This window comes from Paenibacillus rhizophilus (genome assembly GCF_003854965.1).
Classification (GTDB): Bacteria; Bacillota; Bacilli; order Paenibacillales; family Paenibacillaceae; genus Paenibacillus_AQ; species Paenibacillus_AQ rhizophilus.
This window is the reverse complement of record NZ_RQPI01000001.1, coordinates 154,068-175,704: the sequence shown is the minus strand read 5'-3', so window position 1 is coordinate 175,704 and position 21,637 is coordinate 154,068. Positions and strand designations below refer to the sequence as shown.

At 53.0% G+C, this 21,637-nt stretch carries 18 protein-coding genes; 4 read left to right on the top strand and 14 right to left on the bottom strand.

Features of this window, described 5'->3' with window-relative positions:
• Window positions 1–80: 80 nt before the first annotated feature.
• Window positions 81–1,262, bottom strand: coding sequence for a GerAB/ArcD/ProY family transporter (locus EH198_RS00850; protein WP_124693668.1), 1,182 nt, complete (start codon window positions 1,260–1,262; stop codon window positions 81–83).
• A gap of 140 nt (window positions 1,263–1,402) precedes the next feature.
• On the opposite strand from EH198_RS00850, the gene EH198_RS00845 reads away from it, so the two are divergent.
• From EH198_RS00845 to EH198_RS00830, 4 genes are read left to right on the top strand one after another with little or no spacing between them, the layout of a single operon-like run.
• Window positions 1,403–1,615, top strand: coding sequence for a hypothetical protein (locus tag EH198_RS00845; RefSeq protein WP_124693667.1), 213 nt, complete (start codon window positions 1,403–1,405; stop codon window positions 1,613–1,615).
• Window positions 1,616–1,646: 31 nt separating this feature from the next.
• On the top strand, window positions 1,647–3,146 hold the full coding sequence (locus EH198_RS00840; protein WP_124693666.1) for a spore germination protein: 1,500 nt from the start codon (window positions 1,647–1,649) through the stop codon (window positions 3,144–3,146).
• A 20-nt stretch (window positions 3,147–3,166) separates the two neighbouring features.
• Complete coding sequence (locus EH198_RS00835; protein ID WP_185702698.1) at window positions 3,167–4,402, top strand: Ger(x)C family spore germination protein; 1,236 nt, start codon at window positions 3,167–3,169, stop codon at window positions 4,400–4,402.
• Complete coding sequence (locus EH198_RS00830) at window positions 4,399–4,581, top strand: hypothetical protein (protein WP_124693664.1); 183 nt, start codon at window positions 4,399–4,401, stop codon at window positions 4,579–4,581. Before EH198_RS00835 ends, EH198_RS00830 begins: the two co-directional genes overlap by 4 nt.
• A 50-nt stretch (window positions 4,582–4,631) precedes the next feature.
• Here the strand turns inward: EH198_RS00830 and EH198_RS00825 are convergent, their stop codons facing one another.
• The 13 genes from EH198_RS00825 to purT form a co-directional block, all read right to left on the bottom strand.
• Window positions 4,632–5,348: a CAP domain-containing protein gene (locus tag EH198_RS00825; RefSeq protein ID WP_185702697.1), complete on the bottom strand. Its 717-nt coding sequence runs from the start codon at window positions 5,346–5,348 to the stop codon at window positions 4,632–4,634.
• Window positions 5,349–5,551: 203 nt separating this feature from the next.
• Entirely contained in the window at window positions 5,552–7,504 is a 1,953-nt protein-coding gene (locus tag EH198_RS00820) for a WG repeat-containing protein (protein WP_124693663.1), read from the bottom strand.
• Window positions 7,505–7,669: 165 nt separating this feature from the next.
• Complete coding sequence (gene mglC / locus EH198_RS00815) at window positions 7,670–8,677, bottom strand: galactose/methyl galactoside ABC transporter permease MglC (RefSeq protein ID WP_124693662.1); 1,008 nt, start codon at window positions 8,675–8,677, stop codon at window positions 7,670–7,672.
• 31 nt (window positions 8,678–8,708) lie between these two features.
• Complete coding sequence (locus tag EH198_RS00810) at window positions 8,709–10,220, bottom strand: sugar ABC transporter ATP-binding protein (RefSeq protein ID WP_124693661.1); 1,512 nt, start codon at window positions 10,218–10,220, stop codon at window positions 8,709–8,711.
• A 137-nt stretch (window positions 10,221–10,357) separates the two neighbouring features.
• On the bottom strand, window positions 10,358–11,434 hold the full coding sequence (locus EH198_RS00805; RefSeq protein WP_124693660.1) for a galactose ABC transporter substrate-binding protein: 1,077 nt from the start codon (window positions 11,432–11,434) through the stop codon (window positions 10,358–10,360).
• A gap of 312 nt (window positions 11,435–11,746) precedes the next feature.
• Entirely contained in the window at window positions 11,747–12,121 is a 375-nt protein-coding gene (locus EH198_RS00800; RefSeq protein ID WP_124693659.1) for a NifB/NifX family molybdenum-iron cluster-binding protein, read from the bottom strand.
• A 204-nt stretch (window positions 12,122–12,325) separates the two neighbouring features.
• Window positions 12,326–13,432 carry an iron-containing alcohol dehydrogenase family protein gene (locus EH198_RS00795; RefSeq protein ID WP_124693658.1) on the bottom strand — a complete coding sequence of 369 codons (1,107 nt, stop codon included), beginning with the start codon at window positions 13,430–13,432 and terminating at the stop codon, window positions 12,326–12,328.
• Between the two features lie 91 nt (window positions 13,433–13,523).
• Window positions 13,524–14,864, bottom strand: a complete 1,341-nt coding sequence (nifB, locus tag EH198_RS00790) for a nitrogenase cofactor biosynthesis protein NifB (RefSeq protein WP_124693657.1) — start codon at window positions 14,862–14,864, stop codon at window positions 13,524–13,526.
• A gap of 230 nt (window positions 14,865–15,094) precedes the next feature.
• Window positions 15,095–16,117 carry a substrate-binding domain-containing protein gene (locus tag EH198_RS00785; RefSeq protein ID WP_124693656.1) on the bottom strand — a complete coding sequence of 341 codons (1,023 nt, stop codon included), beginning with the start codon at window positions 16,115–16,117 and terminating at the stop codon, window positions 15,095–15,097.
• A complete protein-coding gene (locus tag EH198_RS00780; RefSeq protein WP_124693655.1) occupies window positions 16,114–17,940 on the bottom strand; it encodes a sensor histidine kinase in 1,827 nt (608 codons plus the stop codon). Before EH198_RS00780 ends, EH198_RS00785 begins: the two co-directional genes overlap by 4 nt.
• 3 nt (window positions 17,941–17,943) lie before the next feature.
• Window positions 17,944–19,587, bottom strand: a complete 1,644-nt coding sequence (locus tag EH198_RS00775; RefSeq protein ID WP_124693654.1) for a response regulator transcription factor — start codon at window positions 19,585–19,587, stop codon at window positions 17,944–17,946.
• A 281-nt stretch (window positions 19,588–19,868) separates the two neighbouring features.
• A complete protein-coding gene (locus EH198_RS00770; protein ID WP_124693653.1) occupies window positions 19,869–20,330 on the bottom strand; it encodes a GNAT family N-acetyltransferase in 462 nt (153 codons plus the stop codon).
• Entirely contained in the window at window positions 20,320–21,516 is a 1,197-nt protein-coding gene (gene purT, locus EH198_RS00765; protein WP_124693652.1) for a formate-dependent phosphoribosylglycinamide formyltransferase, read from the bottom strand. The genes EH198_RS00770 and purT overlap by 11 nt, the downstream gene beginning before the upstream one ends.
• Window positions 21,517–21,637 lie beyond the last annotated feature (121 nt).

Below are 21,637 nucleotides of genomic sequence, written 5' to 3'. Positions count from 1 at the left end.
AATAAAATGAAAAAGGATCTTCCGTCAGCAGAGTTTCCTGCCTGGAAGATCCTCTTTATGAATATAGAAGCGGAAAGAATTCAAGGTTCCCCCTCGGCCTGCCCTTTATCGCCGTTTTCCATGTTCCCGTTGTTGTCACGAAGAGGCCCCTCTTGGCCGGTTTGCTCTTTTCCATCTTTCTTCAGCTTCAAAAACGACAGCAGCAGCAGTAAAGACGGAATGATAATTTGAAGAGTCAAATGCACGTACTTCACATCGAATCCCAGTCCGATTTTACTGTGGATTCCGCTGTTTTCAGCCATGACCAGACTGAACGGCGCAATGATTGCGCCAAGGGGCACCATCACATCACAGGGACTTTTTAGTTTGAATAAATGGGCTGTTCCAAGAGCAGCGCCGTAAACATAAACCCCGATTTTGAAAAATCCGCCTGCTACCATCAGCAAAATAACAACTGCATCAATCCGCTCAAGAAAATCCCCAATCGAAACCATTCGGACGGAAGCCAATAGAGGATACTTCAGTATTCCGTATAATTCCGGGCCTAATACGGCCAACATGGCCAGGATATTGATGGTCAGCAGCAGTCCCCCCGTCAATACGGCCGCAAGGCTGATCTTGCTCAACTTTCCTTTGCCGCCCAAGAACGGCCATAACATGATAAATACGATAAGCTCCCCATATGGGAGCACTGTAAGGTCGGGGAAGGCCTCCCGCCATATGTTTGCAGAACCCGAAAACATAATCGGCGTCAAATGCCTGATCTTAAACGCCCCGGAAGCGTATACCGTGAACCAGGTGATGCCCATGACAATCATGACGAAGGGAAACACCATTTCCGCCATTCGCCCGAACACTTCGATCCCTCCGCGGAGCGTGTAAATAATGACCGCGATAAAACAGACGATGATTACAGATTGCGGCGTATCAACCAAAATCGTGGCCGCAAGCAGCTCGCTAAAATCCCGGACCACTCTTGAAGCCTCGTAGGTAAAGTAAACAATATAGGTAAGGCATAGCGGAACGCCCAACCCTCTACCCAAAAGCCCCAGAATGATTTGAATCAGCGAATCCCTTTGAAAATGGGAAAACAGCCGCAAAAATACAAACACAACAAGAATTCCGAAGAACATGCCGAGCAATGCGGCCAGCCAAGCGTTTTGCCCGCTTTTCAAGCCCAGTGGAAAAATAAGACTGCTCCCGATTTGAAAGGCGACCATAAGAATAAACAGCTGGCTTGTTCCGATTTGCTCCCGCTTCATCTGTCAATCCCCGTTCTTCCAAAAAGTAGAATGGTTACATTATAATCCTCCGTTTTCATTCTTAAACCCGGATTGGAATGAAATTGCTGTTCTTCACCAATAATACTCCGGTAGATCGATGTTCATATGGAGGTGGAACGATGATATGGCTGCGGCGGCTTTTTTTTGCCGGTATATTTCCCTTGTTTATTGTCTGGTGCTTATTTATCTATTTGTTCGCGCTGCCTCACGCTATGAGCGAGCCCTTTACTCCCGCAGAGTTGCTGCTGGCGTTTATGGGAGCCTTATACAGTGCGCTTCTGGTTATCGTATTGATCATTCGGGCGCTTGTCTTACTCATTGGGCCGGAATAAACCGGATCATTCCACAACGGGAGAAACTTACATGGATAACCAACTGATCGGCACAGAGCTTAGCGGCAATTTAGAGAAACTGAAAGCGGCCTTTGCCCATTCTTCCGATATCATCTTTAGGGAATTCAAAGTCGGAAACGGTCAAAAGGGGCTGCTTATCTTTGTGGATGGGCTGATCAACATGAAATTGATCGATGAGGACGTCCTGCAGCCGCTGATCGCGTTCGCCTCCCAATCCCCGCAGAGCCTTAAGCAGCTTGAATCGCTGGTAAGCGAACGGGTGATCACCGCCGCCCAGATTAGCACCGGTACCGAGATTGCCGGGTTGATCGATCATGTGCTGTCAGGGGATACGGCTCTGCTGCTTGACGGCCTGGCTGAGGCTTTGTTCATCGGGGCCAGAGAATGGGATTCAAGGGCTGTGAGCGAACCCGCCACCGAAGCGGTAATCCGCGGTCCGAGGGAAGGGTTTACGGAAAATTTGCGGACCAATACGAGCCTTATTCGCAGACGTCTGAAAACTCCCCATTTAAAAATGGAATCCATGAAGGTCGGCCGGCTGTCCAAAACGGATATCGTGATTTCATACCTCGATAACTTGGCGGATTCCTCCATAGTAGCCGAAGTTCGAGACCGAATCCGTAAAGTGGATATCGATGCGATTTTGGAGAGCGGATATATCGAGGAGTTAATCGGAGACAGCCCTTACTCCATGTTTCCTCTCTTAATGACTACGGAACGTCCGGATAAGGTTGCCGGGTGTTTATTGGAAGGAAAAGTAGCGATTATTACCGATAATACTCCTTTTGTCCTTATCGTTCCCATGACCTTTTACGGGATGCTGCAGGCGAGCGAGGATTATTACGAGAAATTTTTATTCATGACCGCCGTCCGCTGGCTTCGATTTCTCAGTATGATTATTGCTCTGCTGCTGCCGTCTGTCTATATTGCCCTGCTGACCTTCGAGCTTGAAATGATCCCGACCAACCTGGTGTACAGTATAGCCGCGGGACGGGAGACGGTTCCTTTCCCCGCTCTTGTCGAAGCGTTCCTTATGGAAGTATCCTTCGAGGCTTTGCGGGAAGCGGGGGTCAGGCTGCCGAGACCGATCGGGCAGTCGGTCAGCATTGTTGGAGGTCTGGTGATCGGGCAGGCCGCCGTTCAAGCCGGACTCGTATCGGCTCCGCTCGTTATCGTCGTCTCCTTAACCGGTATTGCTTCCTTTATTATTCCGAATTACAGCCATGCGATCACCATCCGGCTGCTCCGTTTTCCAATAATGATTCTGGCAGGCACTCTTGGATTTTACGGAGTATTAATAGGGGTATTATTTCTGCTCAGCCATATGTGCAGGCTGCGGTCTTTCGGTACGCCTTACTTATCCCCCATAGCCCCTTTACGTTTCGGCGATTTAAAGGATGTGCTGATTCGGGCGCCCTGGTGGCGGATGAGCTACCGGCCAGAGGGAAGCACTCCGGGTAATCAGAGACGGCTGGGCAATCAGACGAAGGGAAATCCATCGAAACCTTAAGAGGAAAGGTGCGAATCGCCGTGACGAAACGAATTCTATTTCTCATTATCCTGCTGGCGCTTCCCCTTCTGTCAGGCTGTTGGAGCCGAAGAGAAGTGAATGACGTCGCGTTTGTATCAGGCATCGGAATCGATCAGATGGAAGACGGCAGAATCCGTCTGGCCCTTCAACTCGCCATTCCCAGGATGCTGGGATCTTCAGGGCAAGGAGGGACCAGTTCGAGCGGTGAGAAAGACATCGCCGCCAAGGCGGTCTGGATAGTGTCCGAATCGGGGGAAAGCATTATGGATGCCTATCGCAAACTTCAGGAGAAGCTGCAAAGGGAAATCTTCTTCGCCCACAACCGAATCATCTGCATCGGAGAGAGCATGGCACGCCAAGGCCTTTCGCCTGTGCTTGATTTTTTTGTGCGATACCAGGAATCCCGAATGCAAAGTTATTTGATATTTACCAGGGGCGAGGCACTGGATCTGCTGTATTATTTACCGAAGTTCGAAAAAATACCTGCCGAGGTCATGCGGGAATCGGAGAAAACAGGCACAGGCATCGGAGCCAAGATGAGAGATTTTGCCGAAATGCTCCTGGCGGACGATTCTCAGCCGGTTGCGGACGAAATGGATGTCGTAGCATCAAATGTTCAGGGCAGCGAGGAAACCGCAAAACGGGTACCTCCTTCCGACATCGAGGGCAGCATTGCGCTTAAAGGTCTGGCCGTATTCAAGGACGACAAACTGGTAGGCTGGATAGACCGAAAAGAGGCCAGAGGAGTTCTATGGTTTCATAACAAAACCAAAAAAGGGTCGGCCTATACTCTGGAGATCCCCAAAGAAAAAGGCGGTGGAAAAGTCAGCTTGGAAATGATTTCGAGCAAAACCGAACTTACGCCTTTTCTCAAGGAAGGAGAAGTAGGAATGGAGGTTAAGGCATATCTGAAAGGAGATCTCTATGAGAGCAGCTCGAGTTTGGATTTAACAAATCCCGAATCCATTCGTCTTATTGAAAACTTACTGGCGGAGGATGTCGAGAACAGGCTGCGCCTAACACTAAAAAAGGTTCAGAAGGATTATCGCTCGGACATCATCGGCTTTGGAGCGGCCGTCCACCGAAAATATCCGAGGCAATGGCAAAATGGGCTGAACGAACGTTGGGATCAGTTATTTACGGAAATACCGGTCACCATTCACTCAAAGATGACGGTGAGAAATACAGGGCTGACCGGCAGTTCCTTAAAACAGAAGGAGGAAGAAAATAAATGAAGCTGCTGATGTTGCTGGCCGTTTATGCAGTCTTGTCTTTCATAGATTTGCTGAGCCTGTTCAAGAATCAAAAAAGCCGCAAAGCGCTGAAGGTTTACTGCGTGTTCATGCTGGTCGGACTCTTTTTCAGCATAATGGCAGCTTACAACTTTCATCTTCCGACTTGGACGGGAAGCTAAAAAAACGCCCTTCCTGCAGCCAAGCAGGAGGGCGATAAAATACAAAACAATTATTTTCCGATAAATTCCTGTGTCCAATAGTTATTGTCAAAGCCCACGCCGATATAATTGAAATTTTTGCTCAAAATGTTGGCTTTGTGCCCCGGGCTGTTCATCCAGGCAGTCATTACCTCTTCCGGTGTACGCTGTCCCATCGCAATATTCTCGCCGGCATAGCTGTAAGTTACGCCGAATGAGGACATCATATCAAACGGAGAACCGTACGTAGGGGACGTATGCGAGAAGTAATTATTGCTCCGCATGTCCGTTGCTTTGGCCGCTGCAACCTTGTTCAGGCTGTCAAGCGCAGCCACCGGCGCGAGTCCCGCTTTACTGCGTTCCTGATTCACCAGAGCGATTACCTCTTTGATATAGGAGGAACTGTCAGATTGGGCAGCCTCAGGAGCTTTTGCCACCGGAGCTGCGGGTTTGGCCGCCGGCGATTCAGCCGGTTTCGTTGGGGCCGGTTTCGTCGGGGTCGGCTCAGCCGCCGGCACTGCTTCCGGCTTGGATTCAGCCGGTTTGGAAATATGATCGCCAGTCACATCAACGGTGATCGATTCACCATAATATTGCTGCAAATATTGTATCAGCTGCTCATAGCTCATTCCGTTCTTGACCGTCACCTGCTCGGAGGCAGCTTCAGCCTGAGAGGGCAAGGATATGCCAAGCGCCAACACTGCCGCTACGCTTCCGCTTAATAATGCTTTTATCGTTCTGCTCTTCATTCCGCCATCTCCTTATTCTAGTTGTATAGTTGTCCGCCATGTAAGAAAACAGCGGCAAATATTACAAAGTTGTAATATGTTCCTTGGTCATTGTAACATACTACATTCCCAAATGGGGCGTTAATTTCTGCCATCCGGGAGTTCCTTTGTATACTTTTATTGGAGTGAAGAGCGGTTTAATTAGTCGGCTGGAGCGGCAGAGCTTAGTGGTACGACCGCCAAAATGCGCCCTCGGTGTTGATAAGGCCCATGATTTCCGCATAGGGAATCCGGAAGGTCGGGAAACCTGCCGCATATGGGGCGATCTCATAAGGAGCGAAGTACAGGTAGAGCGCTTCTCCGTCGACATAGAACGGCTGGTCGGGAGCTATGCCTTTATACTCGCCGGGGAACACATAGGAATATTGAGGGTCATTCTTGATTTGCCGGGCGACAATTTCGCTCAGCTTATCCGTGTACGGAATCGATGGTTTGAACAAATCCTTTAATTCGTAGAACGTTCCGGTCCGAAGATCGATGGGCGTAAAAATACGGGTCGGCATTCCGTGCGCTGCCCCGAACGGGTAGCGGTAGCCGCTAAGCTCAAGCTGCAGCAGATTCTTCCGGAAGAAGGACACGGAAAAATCGCCCGTATAACTGTAGTCTCTGTCACTGCCCCCGGCACTGGCGGCATCGGCAAGCGAAAGCTTTTTCAGTCTGTCATTGACCTGGGCGGATACGCGCGAATCGGAAATCCCCATGACGTACGGGTAATAGACCAGATAATTGAAATCCGGCTTGAACTTGCGTTCCTCCACGGCGTAGGGAGGGCGAAGGGGAATGAGTGTATTTTGTCTCCACACCTGTCTGCCTTTACGGTCATAATACGCGGTACGCTGATCCACATCCGCCCGGATCAGTCTTCCGCTGAAGGAAAGGGTACCCGCTCCCGGGACAACCGGCGGCTGCGCGGCCCGGCCGCCGCTTCGGTCGATAAAATACGTCTCGCTCTCGTCGTAGACGGAAGCGAGTCCCTCGCTGTAGTTATTCACTCCGCGCAGCGGATGAGTGTTCAGTACCTGGCCGGTTATACCGTCTGCGATAGTGTACACAATGCCCTTGTACGTCTCCGCCGGGTTAATGGGAGTGCCAAGCGCGACCCGGTTCTCCCCGAGCTGCTGAATATATTCGTAGTGAGGCTGGATGACGAACTTCCCGCTCTTGTCAATCAAGCCGTAGGCGTTCTCGTAGTTCTCCGCCATATTAACGACCGCCCTTCCCTCGGAAAAAGGCAGCGCCGAAGTAAACTGGGGACTGATCACCGTATTTCCTTCCTCATCGATATACCCGTAACGGCCGTTCTCCTCCGTCTGGTAAGCCAACAAGCCGTCCCCGGGGTTGCCGACAAAAGGATAGGAGTACGTATGCAGAACCTCCCCATTCTTTCCGATGAGCGCAAACTCGCCCGCATGGAGCTTGACCAGCGCTTTGCCTCCCTTGAAGTCATTCGCGTCCTCGTATTTGGCGGGAATCGCTTCCCTTCCGTTACGGTCCAAATACCCGTATTTGAGACCTTGGCCTTCTATCTGCTTCGTGAACAGCGCGCGTCCTTCATGCAGGGAGTTCAGATAGTCGTATCTGCGTCCCGTTACCGGCTTGCCCTTCTCGTCAATCAGAAAATAACCCCTGCTGTCGCTCGCGACGGCGCGTCCTTCTTCAAATGAGCCGATAAACGTGTAAACGGGCTTTACCACTTCTTTGCCCGCTGAGTTGATTAAGCCGCTTAGATCCTTTCTCTGGATGACCGCAAGACCGTTGTCCTGAAATTCCTCGGCGTAGTCGTAGCGGGGCTCAATCACCGTCCGGCCATTGTCGCCGATATATCCCCACAGCATTCCTTCCTTTAAACTGAAAGGCGCCGGATGGAGCGAGGCGGCGCGCAGGCCCGCTTCGTCTTCATAATCGATGCCGCCGGTCATCTCCGTTTCTTCAGCCCGGACATCGATCCGGTACCAGCCGGGTTCAGACGGAATAACCGCATATGCGTTCTCCGCAAACCGCGCCTCCGGTTGAGGAATGCGGCCGTTCCACCCTTCGCCGTCCCATTTCCGGACTTCCGCCGTTATCCCTGCATTCTTCCCGGCCGTTAACGTGCCGCTCAAATCAATTTTCAACATGCACCGTTCCCCCTGTCATAAGGCGTTTGCCCATAGAATATGGGATAACCGCCCATTTTGTGAGGGTTCATACCGAAAAGCCGCCCCCGGGCGGCGAAATAAATTCCGTCGGTCCCGGAAGCGGCTTGGCTTCATGAGATTGTGCTATTTTTATGAACCGCCCGCTTATTTCTTCGCGGAGTATTTCCGCATGTCGAAGGCAACCGCGGCCACAATGATGAGGCCCTTGATAATGAGCTGCCAGTAAGGGCTGACGCCGATAAAAGTAAGGCCATAGTTGATCAGGGTGAAAATGACGACGCCGACCAGTACGCCCGGCACCGTGCCGATGCCCCCTGTGGTGGATACGCCGCCGACGACGCAAGCCGCGATGGCGTCAAGTTCGTACATGTTGCCGTAGTTGTTCGTCGCGCCGCCCGTTCTGGCAGCTTCCAGCACACCAGCAAGACCGTACAGGGCGCCGGCGATGGCGTAGAGATAAATCAGGTTCTTGGAAACGTTGATGCCGGACACTTTGGCTGCCTGCATATTGCCGCCGATGGCGTACATGTTTTTGCCGAGCTTCGTCTTGTTGAAGACGACCCAGACAATGAGCGCTACGACAATGGCGATAATGACTATATACGGGATGGAATACTGCCCCTTGCCGATGAAGCCGGATCCGATATTGGTGAAGTCGGGGCGCAAGCCGCCGATCGGCTGGGATTGGTTCGGTTTCATATCAAAGTACAACGAGTTGATGCCGTATACCATAACCATCGTGCCTAGCGTCGCGATAAATGGCGGAACATTGAGCTTGGAAACGATCAAGCCGTTGATCAGACCGCACAACAGACCGGCCAGAATGGCGATGACAATCGGAATGATCAGCCACATTTGCGGCAAATCCGGGAAGAAACGGCGCGAATAATCCGGGATTTGCAGCATCGAGGCGGAGATAACCGCCGTCAGGCCCACGACCCGGCCCGCGGACAAGTCCGTGCCGGCCGTGATCAGAATAAAGGCAACGCCCAGGGCGATAATAACCCGTGTGGACGATTGAATCAGAATGTCGCGGAGCGTATTGACCGACATGAAGCTCGGCTCGTAAATGGCGATACCAAGAATCAGGACAACGAGTACGAGATAAATGGCATTTTGGGTAATAAAGCTTTGTGCTTTTTTGGCGTTCATTAGATTTTCCTCCTCTAAAGATGGTCCTGAATCAATGCTGGGCGGCCAGGCGCATCACTTCGGTTTCCGTTGCGGCGGCGCCGTCAAGTATGCCGGTCAGCCTGCCCTCCGACATCACCATGACGCGGTCCGACATTCCAAGCAGCTCGGGCATTTCGGAGGAAATCATAATGATGCTCTTTCCCTGCTTCGCCAAATCGGCGATGATGGTATAAATTTCGAATTTGGCCCCGACGTCGATCCCGCGTGTCGGTTCGTCCAGCAGAAGAATTTCCGGCTCGGTGAGCAGCCATCTGGCCAGCAGCACTTTTTGCTGATTGCCCCCCGAGAGATTCATTATCTGCGTTCTAGTGGTCGGCGTCTTCGTGCGGAGCTTTTCGATCATCTTGTCCACTTCCGCTTTTTTCTTCTTTCCGTCAAGGAGCAGGTACGGCTTCTGATAGCGGTCCAAATTGGCGATGGCGCCGTTCTCATGCACGGACAGCACCGGAAAAATGCCGGTAACGCGCCGTTCCTCCGTCAGCAGGGCGAGACCGTATTTTTTCGCATCCTGCGGAGATTGGATCTTGACCGGCCTGCCTCCGATGGAGATGGTTCCAGACTTCAGCGCCCGCAGGCCGAACAGCGCTTCGATTACCTCGGTCCGCTGCGCTCCCACCAGACCGCCGACGCCAAGGATTTCCCCGCGTCTCAATTCGAAGGAGACATCCTTGAATGATCTCGGGTCAGTGGAAGTAAGTCCTTCTGCCTTCAAAAATATCTCGCCCGGCACATTGAAGCGTTCGGGAAAACGGTTGGTCAGATCGCGCCCGACCATTCGGGATATAATCAGATCGGTGGTCATTTCCGCCGCCGGCCAGGTGCCGATTTTTTTGCCGTCGCGCATGATCGTAACGTCGTCGGAGATTTCCAGAATCTCTTCCATTTTATGGGATATATAGATAATGGCAACGCCTCTTTGTCTAAGGTCCCGGATAATCCGGAACAAATGCTGCACTTCCACGCTCGTCAGGGAAGACGTCGGTTCGTCCATGACAATAACGCGGGAGTTAAAAGAGACGGCTTTCGCGATTTCGATGGATTGGATTTTCGATACGGACAGCTTGCCTACCAAGGTTTCCGGGTGCAGATCGATGTCCAGATCCTTGAACAGCTTCTCTGTATCCGCATACATTTTTTTGTGGTCAATGAATTGGAGCGGCCCGATCCCCTTGGTCGGGAAACGCCCCAGCCAAATATTTTCCATAACGCTGCGGTGCGGCACCGGGTGAAGCTCCTGGTGAATCATCGAAATACCGTTGTTCAGCGCATCGTTCGAATTCTGGATGACCGTTTTCTCGCCGTTCAGATAAATCTCGCCGCCATCCGGCGAGTAAATGCCGAACAGGCATTTCATAAGTGTGGATTTACCGGCCCCGTTCTCGCCCATCAAGGCATGAACGCTGCCTGGTCTGACCTTCAAGGTAACCCCGTCCAGAGCCTTGACGCCCGGAAATTCCTTGGTGATATTGTTCATCTCCAGCAAAAATTCGCTTTGAGCCATGGTCTTACGCCCCCTACGTTTTTTTCTTTTCCATGAGAGGCACAGTGGTTCCATCCTGTTTCCTACCCGAAAGGAATACCGGAGAGCGGAGGCCCGCTCCCCGAAATGTAATCATTGATGCCCGATCAGCAAAAGCCTTATTTAACTTCGGATGCGTTGTCTTTCGTAATCTTTTTGTAAGAGATCCATACATACTGGTTGTCGGAAATGTCGAAGCCTACATTGTCCTTGGTCGGAGTTTCGCCGCCAGCCAGCAGAGCGGCCAAGGTGATCGCGGCCTTGCCTTGGCTCTTCGCATCGTTAAGCACGGTTCCGAGCATCGTTCCTTCTTCGAGCGCCTGCACGGCAGGAGCGGTAGCGTCAACGCCTACGACCGGCATGAATTTATCGCCCGAGAAGTAGCCGGCGGCTTTCAGAGCTTCGATTGCGCCGAGCGCCATGTCGTCGTTGTTGGCCAGTACGGCTTCAATCTTGTCGCTATGCGAGCCGAGGAATGCGGCCATTTTCTCCTGGCCTTTTACACGGTCCCACATTGCGGTATCTTCCGCCAACTTCTCAACCTTGATGCCGGCGTCTTCAATCGCTTGAATCGAATACTTCGTGCGCAGTTCGGCGTCCTGATGTCCCGGTTCGCCTTTGAGCATCACATACTGCAGTACGCCGTCTTTGTTCTTGTCGGCTTCAGGGTGAGCCTTCCAGTAGTCGACGACAAGCTGGCCTTCCAGCGTGCCGGATTCCTCGGCTTTGGCGCCAACATAGTAGACCTTATCCCACTTCTTCATATCTTCCGGAAGCGGCTCGCGGTTCAGGAACACGACCGGAGTATTGGCCGCTTTCGCTTTATCGATAATGACGCCCGCCGCCGTCCGGTCGACCGGGTTGATCAGCATGCCGTTGTATTTCTTCGTAATGAACAAATCCACCTTATCGTTCTGTGTTGGCTGAGAGTTCTGGCTGTCCACGATGTCGACCTCGGCGATGCCTTTGGCCGAATCCTGGATCGCGTTGCGGACGCCCGTCATGAAGGTATCGTCGAATTTATAAATCGCTACGCCGACTTTAGGCGTTTTGCCTGAGCCGCCGCTGTTTGCCGAAGAGCCGGAATTCGTTGCCGCCGCGCTGCCGGAGTTTCCCGAATTGTTATTGCCGCCGCAGCCAGCCAGAGCAGCACCGAGTAATGCGCTTGCGAGTAACACGGAAGTAATTTTTTTCATAGAAATTTGACCTCCTGGTTTATTGTCTTTTTGCTCTTTGTCCCGTCGCTCCCGGGCACATTTCTTATTATGCAGTAAATGTAAGCGGTTGCGAATATAAAATCCTCCTCAGTTTTAGCAAAATTCTCATATCCGAATTTCTATGCATGTCCTCCTCACGCAGACAAAAAACAGCTATTTCAGCAGATGTTGTACGGGTGGAGGGGACTTTTACGCAAAAAAAAAGGTTTGGGCAGACTTTTGCGTCAGCCCAAACCTTTCTCTCCCCAATGCCCGCTGCCCTGTCGTGCCCGGCTGAGGCCTCCTGCCAAGTTATTCTGCCTGCTCGCGGTCCAGAAACGCCCGGTTCTTCCGTTTGTTCTCGAACGCAATCAGCTTGCCCATCGCGTCCTCGACCGTCCCCCTGCTGGAATACACCGTGATTCCGATCTGTTTCAGCCTCTGCTGCGCTCCAGGTCCGATCTGAAGCACAAGCACCTTGCTGCAGTCCTTCAGCATATCGACCGTCCGGCTGAGTTCATCCGTGTGATGCTCTCCCTCCGCGCGTGTGGTTACGTTGTCGCGGACTTCCAGCAGCGTCCATTTCCCTTCATCGTCGACTTCATAGATATAAAACCGCTCGCTTCTTCCAAAATGCTGATCGACAACTTCCCCGTCGCTGCTTCCTACCGCCAGTTTGTAAGACATTCTGTATTCTCCCTCCTAAATCGCCGCTTGAAAGCTTTCCACCTGAAACTCCGCACGGCATACAGCCGCCTTGACGCGGCACTGCGTAGCGAAATTCTAGCATGAAAGCTGCAAATCTATCAATGAAAATAGATGCACCGGGAGGATAGTCGGAAGAGATAGTAAGAAAAAATGCAGCAATATAACGGAATTAACGGATGATTGTTAGCTTACCAGCGCATTGGCGGCCAAGCTCTCGCGACCGTAGCGGTCTGCTGTGAGAATCGCTTCCTTCAGAAGCGGGACGCTCACTTCAAACGCCAACTGCTTCTGAGCGTCGGGTTCAATGACCACACCCTCGGCCACCTTTGCCGCCAGGACGGAAATGTCGCCCCTAATGCCCAGTTGCTCCAGAGTGACAGGAAGCGAAAGCTCGCACAAAAAAGAAATCAGCTCTTTAATTTCCGGCAAAGACTTGCCCGCCAGTACAAACTGGACGATTAAGCCGAAGATGACCTTTTCTCCATGAAGGCTGCCGTGGGCAGCGGGCAGAAATGTCAGGCTGTTATGAATCGAATGGGCCAACGCCGCCCGGGCCTTTCCTTGCGTAACGCTGCCCGCAAGACCGGCGAGCGCGATGACGGCATCCACTGTTTCGGTGAACGCTTGCGTAATGGCGCCGCTGCCCGCCTCCCGAGAGGCCTCCACCGCCTGCTCATGAAGGAGATCGAGCGCTAGCCACGATACGCTTAAGCCTATGCTCAGCGACAGATCGGGCCGGCCGGCGGCATTAGGCGCCGCTTCATGCCATTTGACGATCGTATCGGCGATGCCTGCCTTCAGATAACGGGCGGGGGCGGAAGCTAGAACAACCGTATCCGCTAGAACAAGCAGCGGGGACGCTTTAAGCGGACGTGGAGCCACATATCTTCCTTCTTCATCGTAAATAATCGTCAGTGCGGACCAGGCTGCGCAGGTAGCGGCTATCGTCGGAACGCTGATGACCGGAACCCCGCCGTCCTCCGCGGCCGCCTTCGCCAAATCCAGCACCCGTCCGCCGCCGATGCCAATAACGCAATCGACACCGGTCTCACGTACGAGACGGGCGTAGCGGGCGATTGCTGCGGCGGTACATTCACCCTCAAACGTATGCACGTGATAATGTACGCCCGCGTCGTCAAGGCTTGGGAGCAAGTGCTTGCCTGTCAGCGCAAGCGCCGTATTTCCGCCGATAATGAGAGCGTTTTGGCCAATTTCGGCGATCAGCGGACCTGCCGAATCGAGAATGTTCTTCTCGCGAATATAGGTCTTCGGGGCTTTCAACGTTATCATAAAACCGCTCCTCCTCTGATTTTGCCAACAAAAAAGCCAGCCGTCCGGGTTTTCCCTTGGATGAATATCGGCTTGGCTTCCTGTTGATCCGTCAACTAATTTGGCTGTCTCTGAAATAACGGTAATAACGACCGCATTCGGCCAGCAGCTCCTGGATTTCGCCTTTGCGCGTGATCGCCATAATATCGGCCTGCCGGAGTTTCTCCTGCGGATACTCGCCGATTCCCGAGCACAGCAGAATGCGGCAATCGCGAAGAAGATGTATAGTGTCTTCAAGAATAGCGCCTTTGTCCGCCCCTTCGCCGCAGTCGACCGTGCCGTTACAGTACGCCTGGATTTTGCGGATGCCCAGCAGCTTGCTCTCCCGGCCATGAACTTCATAGATCAGAAATTCTTTGGCATGGCCGAAATGCATGTTTACCTTACCGCCTCCGCGAGTGGCCACAGCGATTCGTATGCCCGTCTCCGCATCTCCGTTATTTGCAAAGCGTCTCCGGTGCCTGCTTTCCAATTCGTCATCCAGCTCCTTGAGCAGCTGCTCCCTCTCACCCAAAGAGTAGACCGGCAGAGTCTCGCTATTTCCGGTATCATACAGGTCCTGTCCCCTGTCCTCACCCAGCAATCCGACCGCGTCGGCCCGGCACTGCCGGCAATGCCTCATAACCGGTATAATCGCAGCCGATTCCTCCTGCACCTTGACGGTTAACTCCGGATCGGGCGCCTGTCTGCCTTCCCGCTCATAGCGGCTCCCCGGAGAAATGATAAGCGGCATAATGTTATGCGAGAATGCCCCCAAATCCTGGACCGCGCGCGACACTTCGGCAAGATGGCCGTCGTTCACCCCTGGAATTAACACGGAATTCACCTTGACCCGAATGCCTCTGGCGGCAATCTCGCGGATTCCGGCAAGCTGTCTTTCAATCAGGATGGCGGCGGCTTCCTGCTCCCGGTAAGCTTTCCCTTTGTAAAAGATGGCCTGATAAACCTGGCTTCCGATCGCGGGATCGATTGTGTTCATCGTAACCGTAACATGGTTGATCCGGTAACGCTCGATCTCGTCCGCGTAATCCGCCAGCATCAGTCCATTGGTGCTTAGGCACAGCTGCAGATCGGGCAATCCTTCCGCCAGCAAGGCGAATGTATCAAACGTCTCCTGCGGATTGGCCAGCGGATCGCCCGGTCCGGCGATGCCCACTACCGTCAATCTGGGAAGAACCGCGACAGTCCGCTGAACCTTACGGTAAGCCTCCTCCGGTGTAAGCACGCGGCTGACGACGCCGGGTCTGCTCTCGCTGACACAGTCGTACTTAATATTGCAGTATTTGCAGCTGATATTGCATTTGGGAGCAACGGCGACATGCATTCTGGCAAAATATTCATGCGCCAATTCATCGTAACAAGGGTGCCTGGTGCTTTGCTGCAAAAAACTCACCGCCTTTCATCTCTTAGTAGTCGTCAGTCCGTGAAAAAAGCGTGCACTTTTTCCTATGGCAACTGAAAAAGGCCAAGCTCCGTCAACGATGTGACAGGGCTTAGCCTCCAGTTTACCAGTGAGCTCAACCGTAATTACAAGTAAATTTATCGGAATTATTTATATATTGATGATAATACTTGTTATTCCTGTTTGTCAACAAAATTTTCCAAATATGTTTCGGGAAAAGATTACCGCACGAACGGAAACAGCAGCTTCTGATTTTCCGGCCACAGCATATTATCGAGATCAATCAGCTTCGTCCCTGTATCGACCCGCTCCGGCACTTTGATGCCCTGGAGGATTTCAACGGCATTCTTGACCGCTAAATAACCGTTGCTGAACGGGTTCTGGATAACGGTCGCCTGCACAATACCTTCCTGGATCTGCTCCATCATGGTAGGGGAGCTGTCGAAAGCGACCATCTTGATACTGCGGAGACCGCGCTCCCGAAGCACGGCCGCTGCTCCCTGCGACGCCGTCTCGTTCAATGCCGCGATGCCGCGCAGATTCGGATGCTTGATCAGCATCAGCCGTGTAAGCTCCTCGGCTTCCGAAGTAACGGAGGGCGTATAGGAAATATCCACCACATGCACGGACGGATAACGGGCGACGTAATTCAGAAATCCCTTCTCACGCTCGTCCGCGTCCCGCGCGCCGTAATCGATATCGCTCTCCGATCCGCTCTCTTGCTTATCCGGAGTGTTCGTAAAATTCAAAACACCGATTTCACCGGAGCCGTTCAGCAATTGAACGAGCCGTTTGGCGGATTTCTGCCCCGCTTCATAGCCGCTCGAGCCGATGTAGGTCGTCACTCTGGCCGAGCCGACCTCGGCGTCGACCGAAATGACCGGAATCCGGTAGTAGGCCGCCTTGTCAACAACCTGGGCCAGGCCCATATAACTGCTTGCCGCGAGGATAATAACGTCCGCCTGCCCCTTGATGGAATCTTCGACCATGGCGATCTGCTCCTTCACATCGCTCTCCGTACCTGGAGCCTTGAAGGTCAGCTTCACGTTGAATTCCTTGGCGGCGGCCTCCGCACCCATTTTTACCGTATTCCAGTAATCGCCCCTGTTCATTTTCACGATCATGTGAATGTTGCGGGTCTTGTCGATGGCGATATGCGGCGAGGACGATTCCAGGCAGGAGGACAGCAATGCCGCCATAAGTATCCAGAGTAACAGAGTCAGCCATACCCGTATCCTTTTCATAGAGATTTCGCTCCCTCCGTCGCCGTTTCGCCGTCGTCTCCATATTGAGCCGGAAAAGCAACCGTAACCGTGGTACCCTCTTCAAGCTCGCTCTCGAAGGATAAGCCGTACTCCCGCCCATAGTACAAGCGAATTCGCTCATGCACATTGCGCACGCCGACGCCGGACCCGCTCCCGCTTTTTACCCCGCCCTTTAAAATGCCTTTCAATGTTTCCCCGGACATTCCAAGGCCATTGTCCCTGACTGTAATCACAACCAGACCGTTCCGCAGCTCCGCCGCGATTTCGATCAATCCTTCGTCGGGCATCATTTCGATGCCGTGATACAGCGCATTCTCGACAATCGGCTGGAGAATCAGCTTGACCGTGAGACAGTTCAGCACTTCCGGCTGTGCCTTGATCTCGTAGCGGAATTTATTTTTGAACCGGAAGCTTTGGATAACAAGATAATGGCGGATATGATCGAGCTCCTCCCGGAGTGTAATAATATTCTTGCCCTTGCTGAGACTGATGCGAAAAAACTTGGAGAGCGACTGGATCATCGTCACAACCTCCTCATTCTTGCCGCGCTCGGCCAGCCGGATGACGGAATTAAGCGTATTGTACAAAAAATGCGGATTGATCTGGGATTGCAGAACTTCCAGCTCGCCCTTGCGCTTCGTTTCCTGCTCGTAAATAATCTGGTCCATCAATTTGCGGATGCGCTGGAGCATCAGATTGAACCGTTTGGACAGCTGTTCCACCTCATAGGCCCCGCGAACATTAATCGAGGTATTCAAATCCCCCTCCACGACCTGCTGAACGGTACGCTCCAGCTTGGAGATCGGGCGGGCAATTCTGGCGGACAGCAGCACGGATACAACAATGACGCACAGGATGGACAGGGGAAGGAACAGCATCATAAATTGATTGAGATCCCGTTTGGTCGTCACAATCTCGTCGTAATAGGCGACGCCGACGATTTTCCAGCCGGTCTGATTCAACGTGCGCACGGTGATGAACCGCTTCTCTCCCGTGGATTCATCAAGATAGCTGCGGTAGGCGTACTCCAGCACAGGCTCCACATTTTCATATTTTAGCCCGGCGTAAATAAGCTGCTGCTGCGGATGATACACGATATTGCCAAGCGAATCCAAAATATAGGCGTAGCCTCTTTTTCCCAGCTTGACCTGCTTGCTCAGCTCGTCGATGGTGCGAAAATTGAAGTCGATCAGCAAAATTCCTTTCTTTCTTGTCCCATGGTCCGTGTAAGCAATCATTTTGCTCATGGACACGACCCAGGTGTAACGCTTCTTGAATAAATTTTGGACATGCGGCTGGGAAAAAGAAATGTCTCCCGCCTTCTTGGGGGCAATAAACCAGCTTTGTTCCCCCATCCGGGTGTTGCGCCTCATCGGCGCGGACGGAACGTCCAGCACCAGGCGGCCTTCAGGCGTGAACACGGCGAAGGACACCAGATCCTCCCGAGATTCGAGCAGTGTGGACAGGCTCTCTTGTAGCATCGGGGAATCGATGGCCGCATTCTGCCCGATCTGCTGCTCCGCTTTCTTGTATATATTGCGCATGCCGTTCACATACAGCCCGAGATTGTAATTGACCTGCTCGATAATCTGCTGCATATTCAGGCTCGCATTCTCCTCCGCCGTCTTCGCGAACCTGTTGTACAGCGCAAAGCTGACGATAACCGTCACCAGAACGGCGATCGAAGTCAGGGTTACTGTCAGAATCACTTGAATGCTGAGCAGCCGGGAGGTGAATTTGCCCCTGCGTGTGCCGCGCCGCTGCGGACGAAGCGGAAAGAAATTGGCCCGCTCTTTGAGCATGGATTACCCTCCTCTGGCGCCATTCTTGTACTCTTTGGGCGATTGGCCGTATTTCTTCCGGAAGCAGAAGCTGAAATAGTTCGGATCGGCAAAGCCGATTTTGTCCGCGATTTCAAAAGCCTTAAGCTCCGTCGTACGCAGCAGCTCCTTGGCCGCCTCCAGCCGGATTTGTAGCAGATAGCTCACGAACGTCATTTTGGTTTCTTTTTTGAAAATACTGCTGAAATACCCGGTGCTGATATGCAAATGCTCGCACACCTTGCCGATCGAAATATCGGATTCGTGATAATGGCTCTTGATAAAATCTTTCGCCTGCTCGACCAATTGCTTGTAGCTGGACTGCCGCTCCAGGGCGATATGGTTCATCAGCCGGGTGCAGACACCGATAATCCACTGCTTCGCATCCTCCATGTTATTGAATTTGTTCATATCCGTAAGGGAGGTAATGCCCGAGCCGAACAGCTCGTTCGTCTCGCTTCCGGACTCTTTGGCCATCCGCAAAATGGAGGTGATGATCTCCAGCAGAAAAATGCGGTATTCGTTCGCGGTCACCTGACTTCCGTCAAGCGTTCCGAACAATTCATTGATGATGTCCGTCAGCTCCTGTACGGTCCCCAGCTTTACGGTGCGGATAAGCGACTGCTCGTTCAATTCGTCATAGACCGGCAGGCGGCTTGTACGCGACTCGACGTCTTCAATCCAGATCACCCGGTTGTTGCCGAGAATGAGCCGATAATCCAGCGCCTGAAGCGCATCCGCGAACGAGTGGAACAGCATCGCCGGCGTCCGGCATACCGTTCCCGCGCCGATGGTGACGGTCAGCTTCAAAAAGCGCTGCACGTTCTGGCGGATTTCCTCCAGCACCTCAAGGGTTCTGCCGGTCATCTCGCTTTCATCCTTTCCCGCGAGGGATGACAGCATGACAAGATCGTCGCGGTGGATGAACACTCTGCCGAAGCCGTGCTTCATGCAGATTTCTTCGGCAATGTTGAGTACGGCGAACAGCTGCAGATTGCGGTCACCGGTATCGCGCAGGGAGACTGGATGCTCCGTTCCCGCCGCTGCCGGTCCGCGAATATAGTCCAAGCTGATCACGGATGGCTGAAACCAGTCTCCGGAGAGAGAGATGCCGTACTCCCTGCTCTTCGCCGCAATCTCATCCGGCCGGAGTCTGCGGGACACGAGCGAGGAAAGAAACTGCTCCCGCAGTACGGGCAGGCTTTTGCGGTAATGCTCGCTGAGCACATGAATGTTCTCCTTTTCGGCGATTTCCGCTTCAATCGCTCCCTTGACCTTCAGCAGCACATCGATCAACTCCTGGGAAGAGAACGGTTTCAAAATATATTCGTCAATTTGCAGCTTGATGGCGCGCTGCGCATACTCGAATTCATCGTAGCCCGTCAAAATAATTATTTTCGTGCCCGGGTGACGGCTGCGGATATATTCCGCCAGCTGCAGTCCGTTCATAAACGGCATTTGAATATCCGTGACGACGACGTCGGGCAGCAGCCGGTCGATCAGTTCCGCCGCTTCTTTGCCGTTCTCCGCGTGGTCGACTACTTCAAAGCCGTAGCGTTCCCAGTCGATCTGTCCGATGATCCCCTCTCTGACATCCTCTTCATCTTCAGCCAAAATCAATTTGTACAAAACCCTGATCCTCCTCGTTACCCTCACAGTATGCGCTTTCATTATTATTGTAAGGCTGACGGGTTCACAATTCAAACAAGAAGAAACGAGGAATTGCACTAAATCCGCACAGCCGTGTTTCAATCTTCCGCCGGGTGTTTAAATAAAAATATTGTATCTTGTCCGGCGTTCCCTATTTCTTACTTTTAGCTCTTACGGTCTCTCTCAAAAAAAAAACCACCCCTGCGTAAAGGCGGGATGGGGATGGATGCCAAGTAACGTATACGTTATTACAAAATGATTTATAACAGCGATTTGCTAAAGCGATAACCGTTCTGGTCGAATCCGAGATGGCGGTAGAAAGCGTGCGCCGGAGCGCGTTCGACCCGGTTTCCGCTGCACAGGTAAATTTGCTTGCAGTTCAGGCTGCGCGCCCATTCTTCCCCAGCTGCCATCAGCCGTCTTCCCAAACCGCTTCCTCTGAGTTGGTCCTCTACGATAACTGCGGTAATCTCGGCGACGGAGTCCTGGTTCTTGCAGTAAGAGAGAACCTGCCGGAGTTCAATCATTCCGACGGTCCGGCCGTCCACTTCTGCGACAAGCGTGCAGCAAGCCGGATCGTTCTGCACAGCTTCCAGTCTCTCTTTCATTACGTTAAGGGTTGTCGGATAGCCGAATCCTCTCAGCAGTGCCGTAATTGTCTCCAGATCGTTCATACCGATGTTGCGAATCTGCAGTACCGGTGCCTGAGTACTACTGTTCATCTTCGTATACCTCCACTTTTAGCAGGGACGCCGCTTCATTGGCAGTCGCCCGCGCTTTTTCCACATTATCGGCCGCACTCAGCGCGACCGCCATCCGCCGTCCCGGGCGGACTTCCGGTTTGCCGAATACACGGACCTGCGTACGGGGAAGCCGCAGCGCTTCATTCAGTCCGGTAATGGCATAAGCCTGTCCGGCAGCATCTTTCCCAGCTTTGAGCGTCGCCGACGCTCCCGGTGACAACAATTCCACCGGTCCAAGCGGGAAACCGAGAATCGCTCTGACATGCAGAGCAAACTCCGACAAATCCTGAGTAACCATCGTCACCATTCCGGTGTCATGCGGTCTCGGGCTTACTTCACTGAAAAGAACGCCCTCACGCGTCAGGAACAGCTCAACGCCAAAGATGCCGTAGCCGCCCAGCTCGTCCGTCACGTTACGCGCAATTTCCTGCGCCTGGGCCAGCTGTTCTTCCGTCATTTCATGCGGCTGCCACGACTCCACATAGTCCCCATCCTTCTGGATATGTCCAATCGGCGGGCAGAACACCGTACCGGAGGAGGAGCGGACGGTCAGCAGCGTAATCTCGCTCTCGAAGACGACGAAAGACTCCACAATGACCCGCGTTCCTTTCGCTCTGGCTCCCTCAAGGGCCGTGTTCCAGCAGTTCTCGGCATCCTCGGGTTTCCGGCAGACACTCTGTCCTTTCCCGGAAGAGCTCATAATCGGCTTGATCACGCACGGCGTTCCCAGTTCCCCCACCGCCTGCCGCAGCTCTTCAAGACTGTCTGCGAACCGGTACTCCGCCGTAGGAAACCCGAGCTTCTCCGCAGCGAGACGGCGGATGCCCTCCCGGTCCATGGTCAGCCTGGTCGCACGCGCGGTCGGAACAACGCAAAATCCTTCTTCTTCCAACTCCAAAAGAGCGTCCGTGGCAATGGCTTCAATCTCCGGCACGATAACATCGGGCTTCTCGGAACGGATAAGCTCCTTAAGCGCCTCTCCATCCAGCATATCAAGCACAAAGGAACGGTGGGCAACCCCCATCGCGGGAGCGCCGTCGTAACGGTCTACGGCTACCGTCTCCACGCCCAATCGCTGGGCTTCAATGATCACTTCCTTGCCCAATTCTCCGCTGCCCAGCAGCAGCAGCTTGCGGCTGTAAGCAGAATAGGGAGATCCCCACATGTCGGTATTCAACCTCTTTCGGCAAAATCCGCTCCTTCCTGCAATTCCCATGCAAAAAGCAGCAGTTTCTCTGCAAATTTTCAGGCTTCTTTATTTTCTTCCAAGACGCGGCAGATTGCAA

Bases quoted from the DNA above. Each gene is read 5' to 3' on its own strand.
- EH198_RS00825 (WP_185702697.1), bottom strand. From the start codon at position 5,348: ATGAAGAGCAGAACGATAAAAGCATTATTAAGCGGAAGCGTAGCGGCA.
- EH198_RS00780 (WP_124693655.1), bottom strand. From the start codon at position 17,940: ATGCTCAAAGAGCGGGCCAATTTCTTTCCGCTTCGTCCGCAGCGGCGC.
- EH198_RS00810 (WP_124693661.1), bottom strand. From the start codon at position 10,220: ATGGCTCAAAGCGAATTTTTGCTGGAGATGAACAATATCACCAAGGAA.
- EH198_RS00800 (WP_124693659.1), bottom strand. From the start codon at position 12,121: ATGTCTTACAAACTGGCGGTAGGAAGCAGCGACGGGGAAGTTGTCGAT.
- EH198_RS00850 (WP_124693668.1), bottom strand. From the start codon at position 1,262: ATGAAGCGGGAGCAAATCGGAACAAGCCAGCTGTTTATTCTTATGGTC.
- EH198_RS00785 (WP_124693656.1), bottom strand. From the start codon at position 16,117: ATGAAAAGGATACGGGTATGGCTGACTCTGTTACTCTGGATACTTATG.
- EH198_RS00840 (WP_124693666.1), top strand. From the start codon at position 1,647: ATGGATAACCAACTGATCGGCACAGAGCTTAGCGGCAATTTAGAGAAA.
- mglC (WP_124693662.1), bottom strand. From the start codon at position 8,677: ATGAACGCCAAAAAAGCACAAAGCTTTATTACCCAAAATGCCATTTAT.
- EH198_RS00830 (WP_124693664.1), top strand. From the start codon at position 4,399: ATGAAGCTGCTGATGTTGCTGGCCGTTTATGCAGTCTTGTCTTTCATA.
- EH198_RS00845 (WP_124693667.1), top strand. From the start codon at position 1,403: ATGATATGGCTGCGGCGGCTTTTTTTTGCCGGTATATTTCCCTTGTTT.
- EH198_RS00770 (WP_124693653.1), bottom strand. From the start codon at position 20,330: ATGAACAGTAGTACTCAGGCACCGGTACTGCAGATTCGCAACATCGGT.
- EH198_RS00795 (WP_124693658.1), bottom strand. From the start codon at position 13,432: ATGATAACGTTGAAAGCCCCGAAGACCTATATTCGCGAGAAGAACATT.
- EH198_RS00805 (WP_124693660.1), bottom strand. From the start codon at position 11,434: ATGAAAAAAATTACTTCCGTGTTACTCGCAAGCGCATTACTCGGTGCT.
- EH198_RS00820 (WP_124693663.1), bottom strand. From the start codon at position 7,504: ATGTTGAAAATTGATTTGAGCGGCACGTTAACGGCCGGGAAGAATGCA.
- purT (WP_124693652.1), bottom strand. From the start codon at position 21,516: ATGTGGGGATCTCCCTATTCTGCTTACAGCCGCAAGCTGCTGCTGCTG.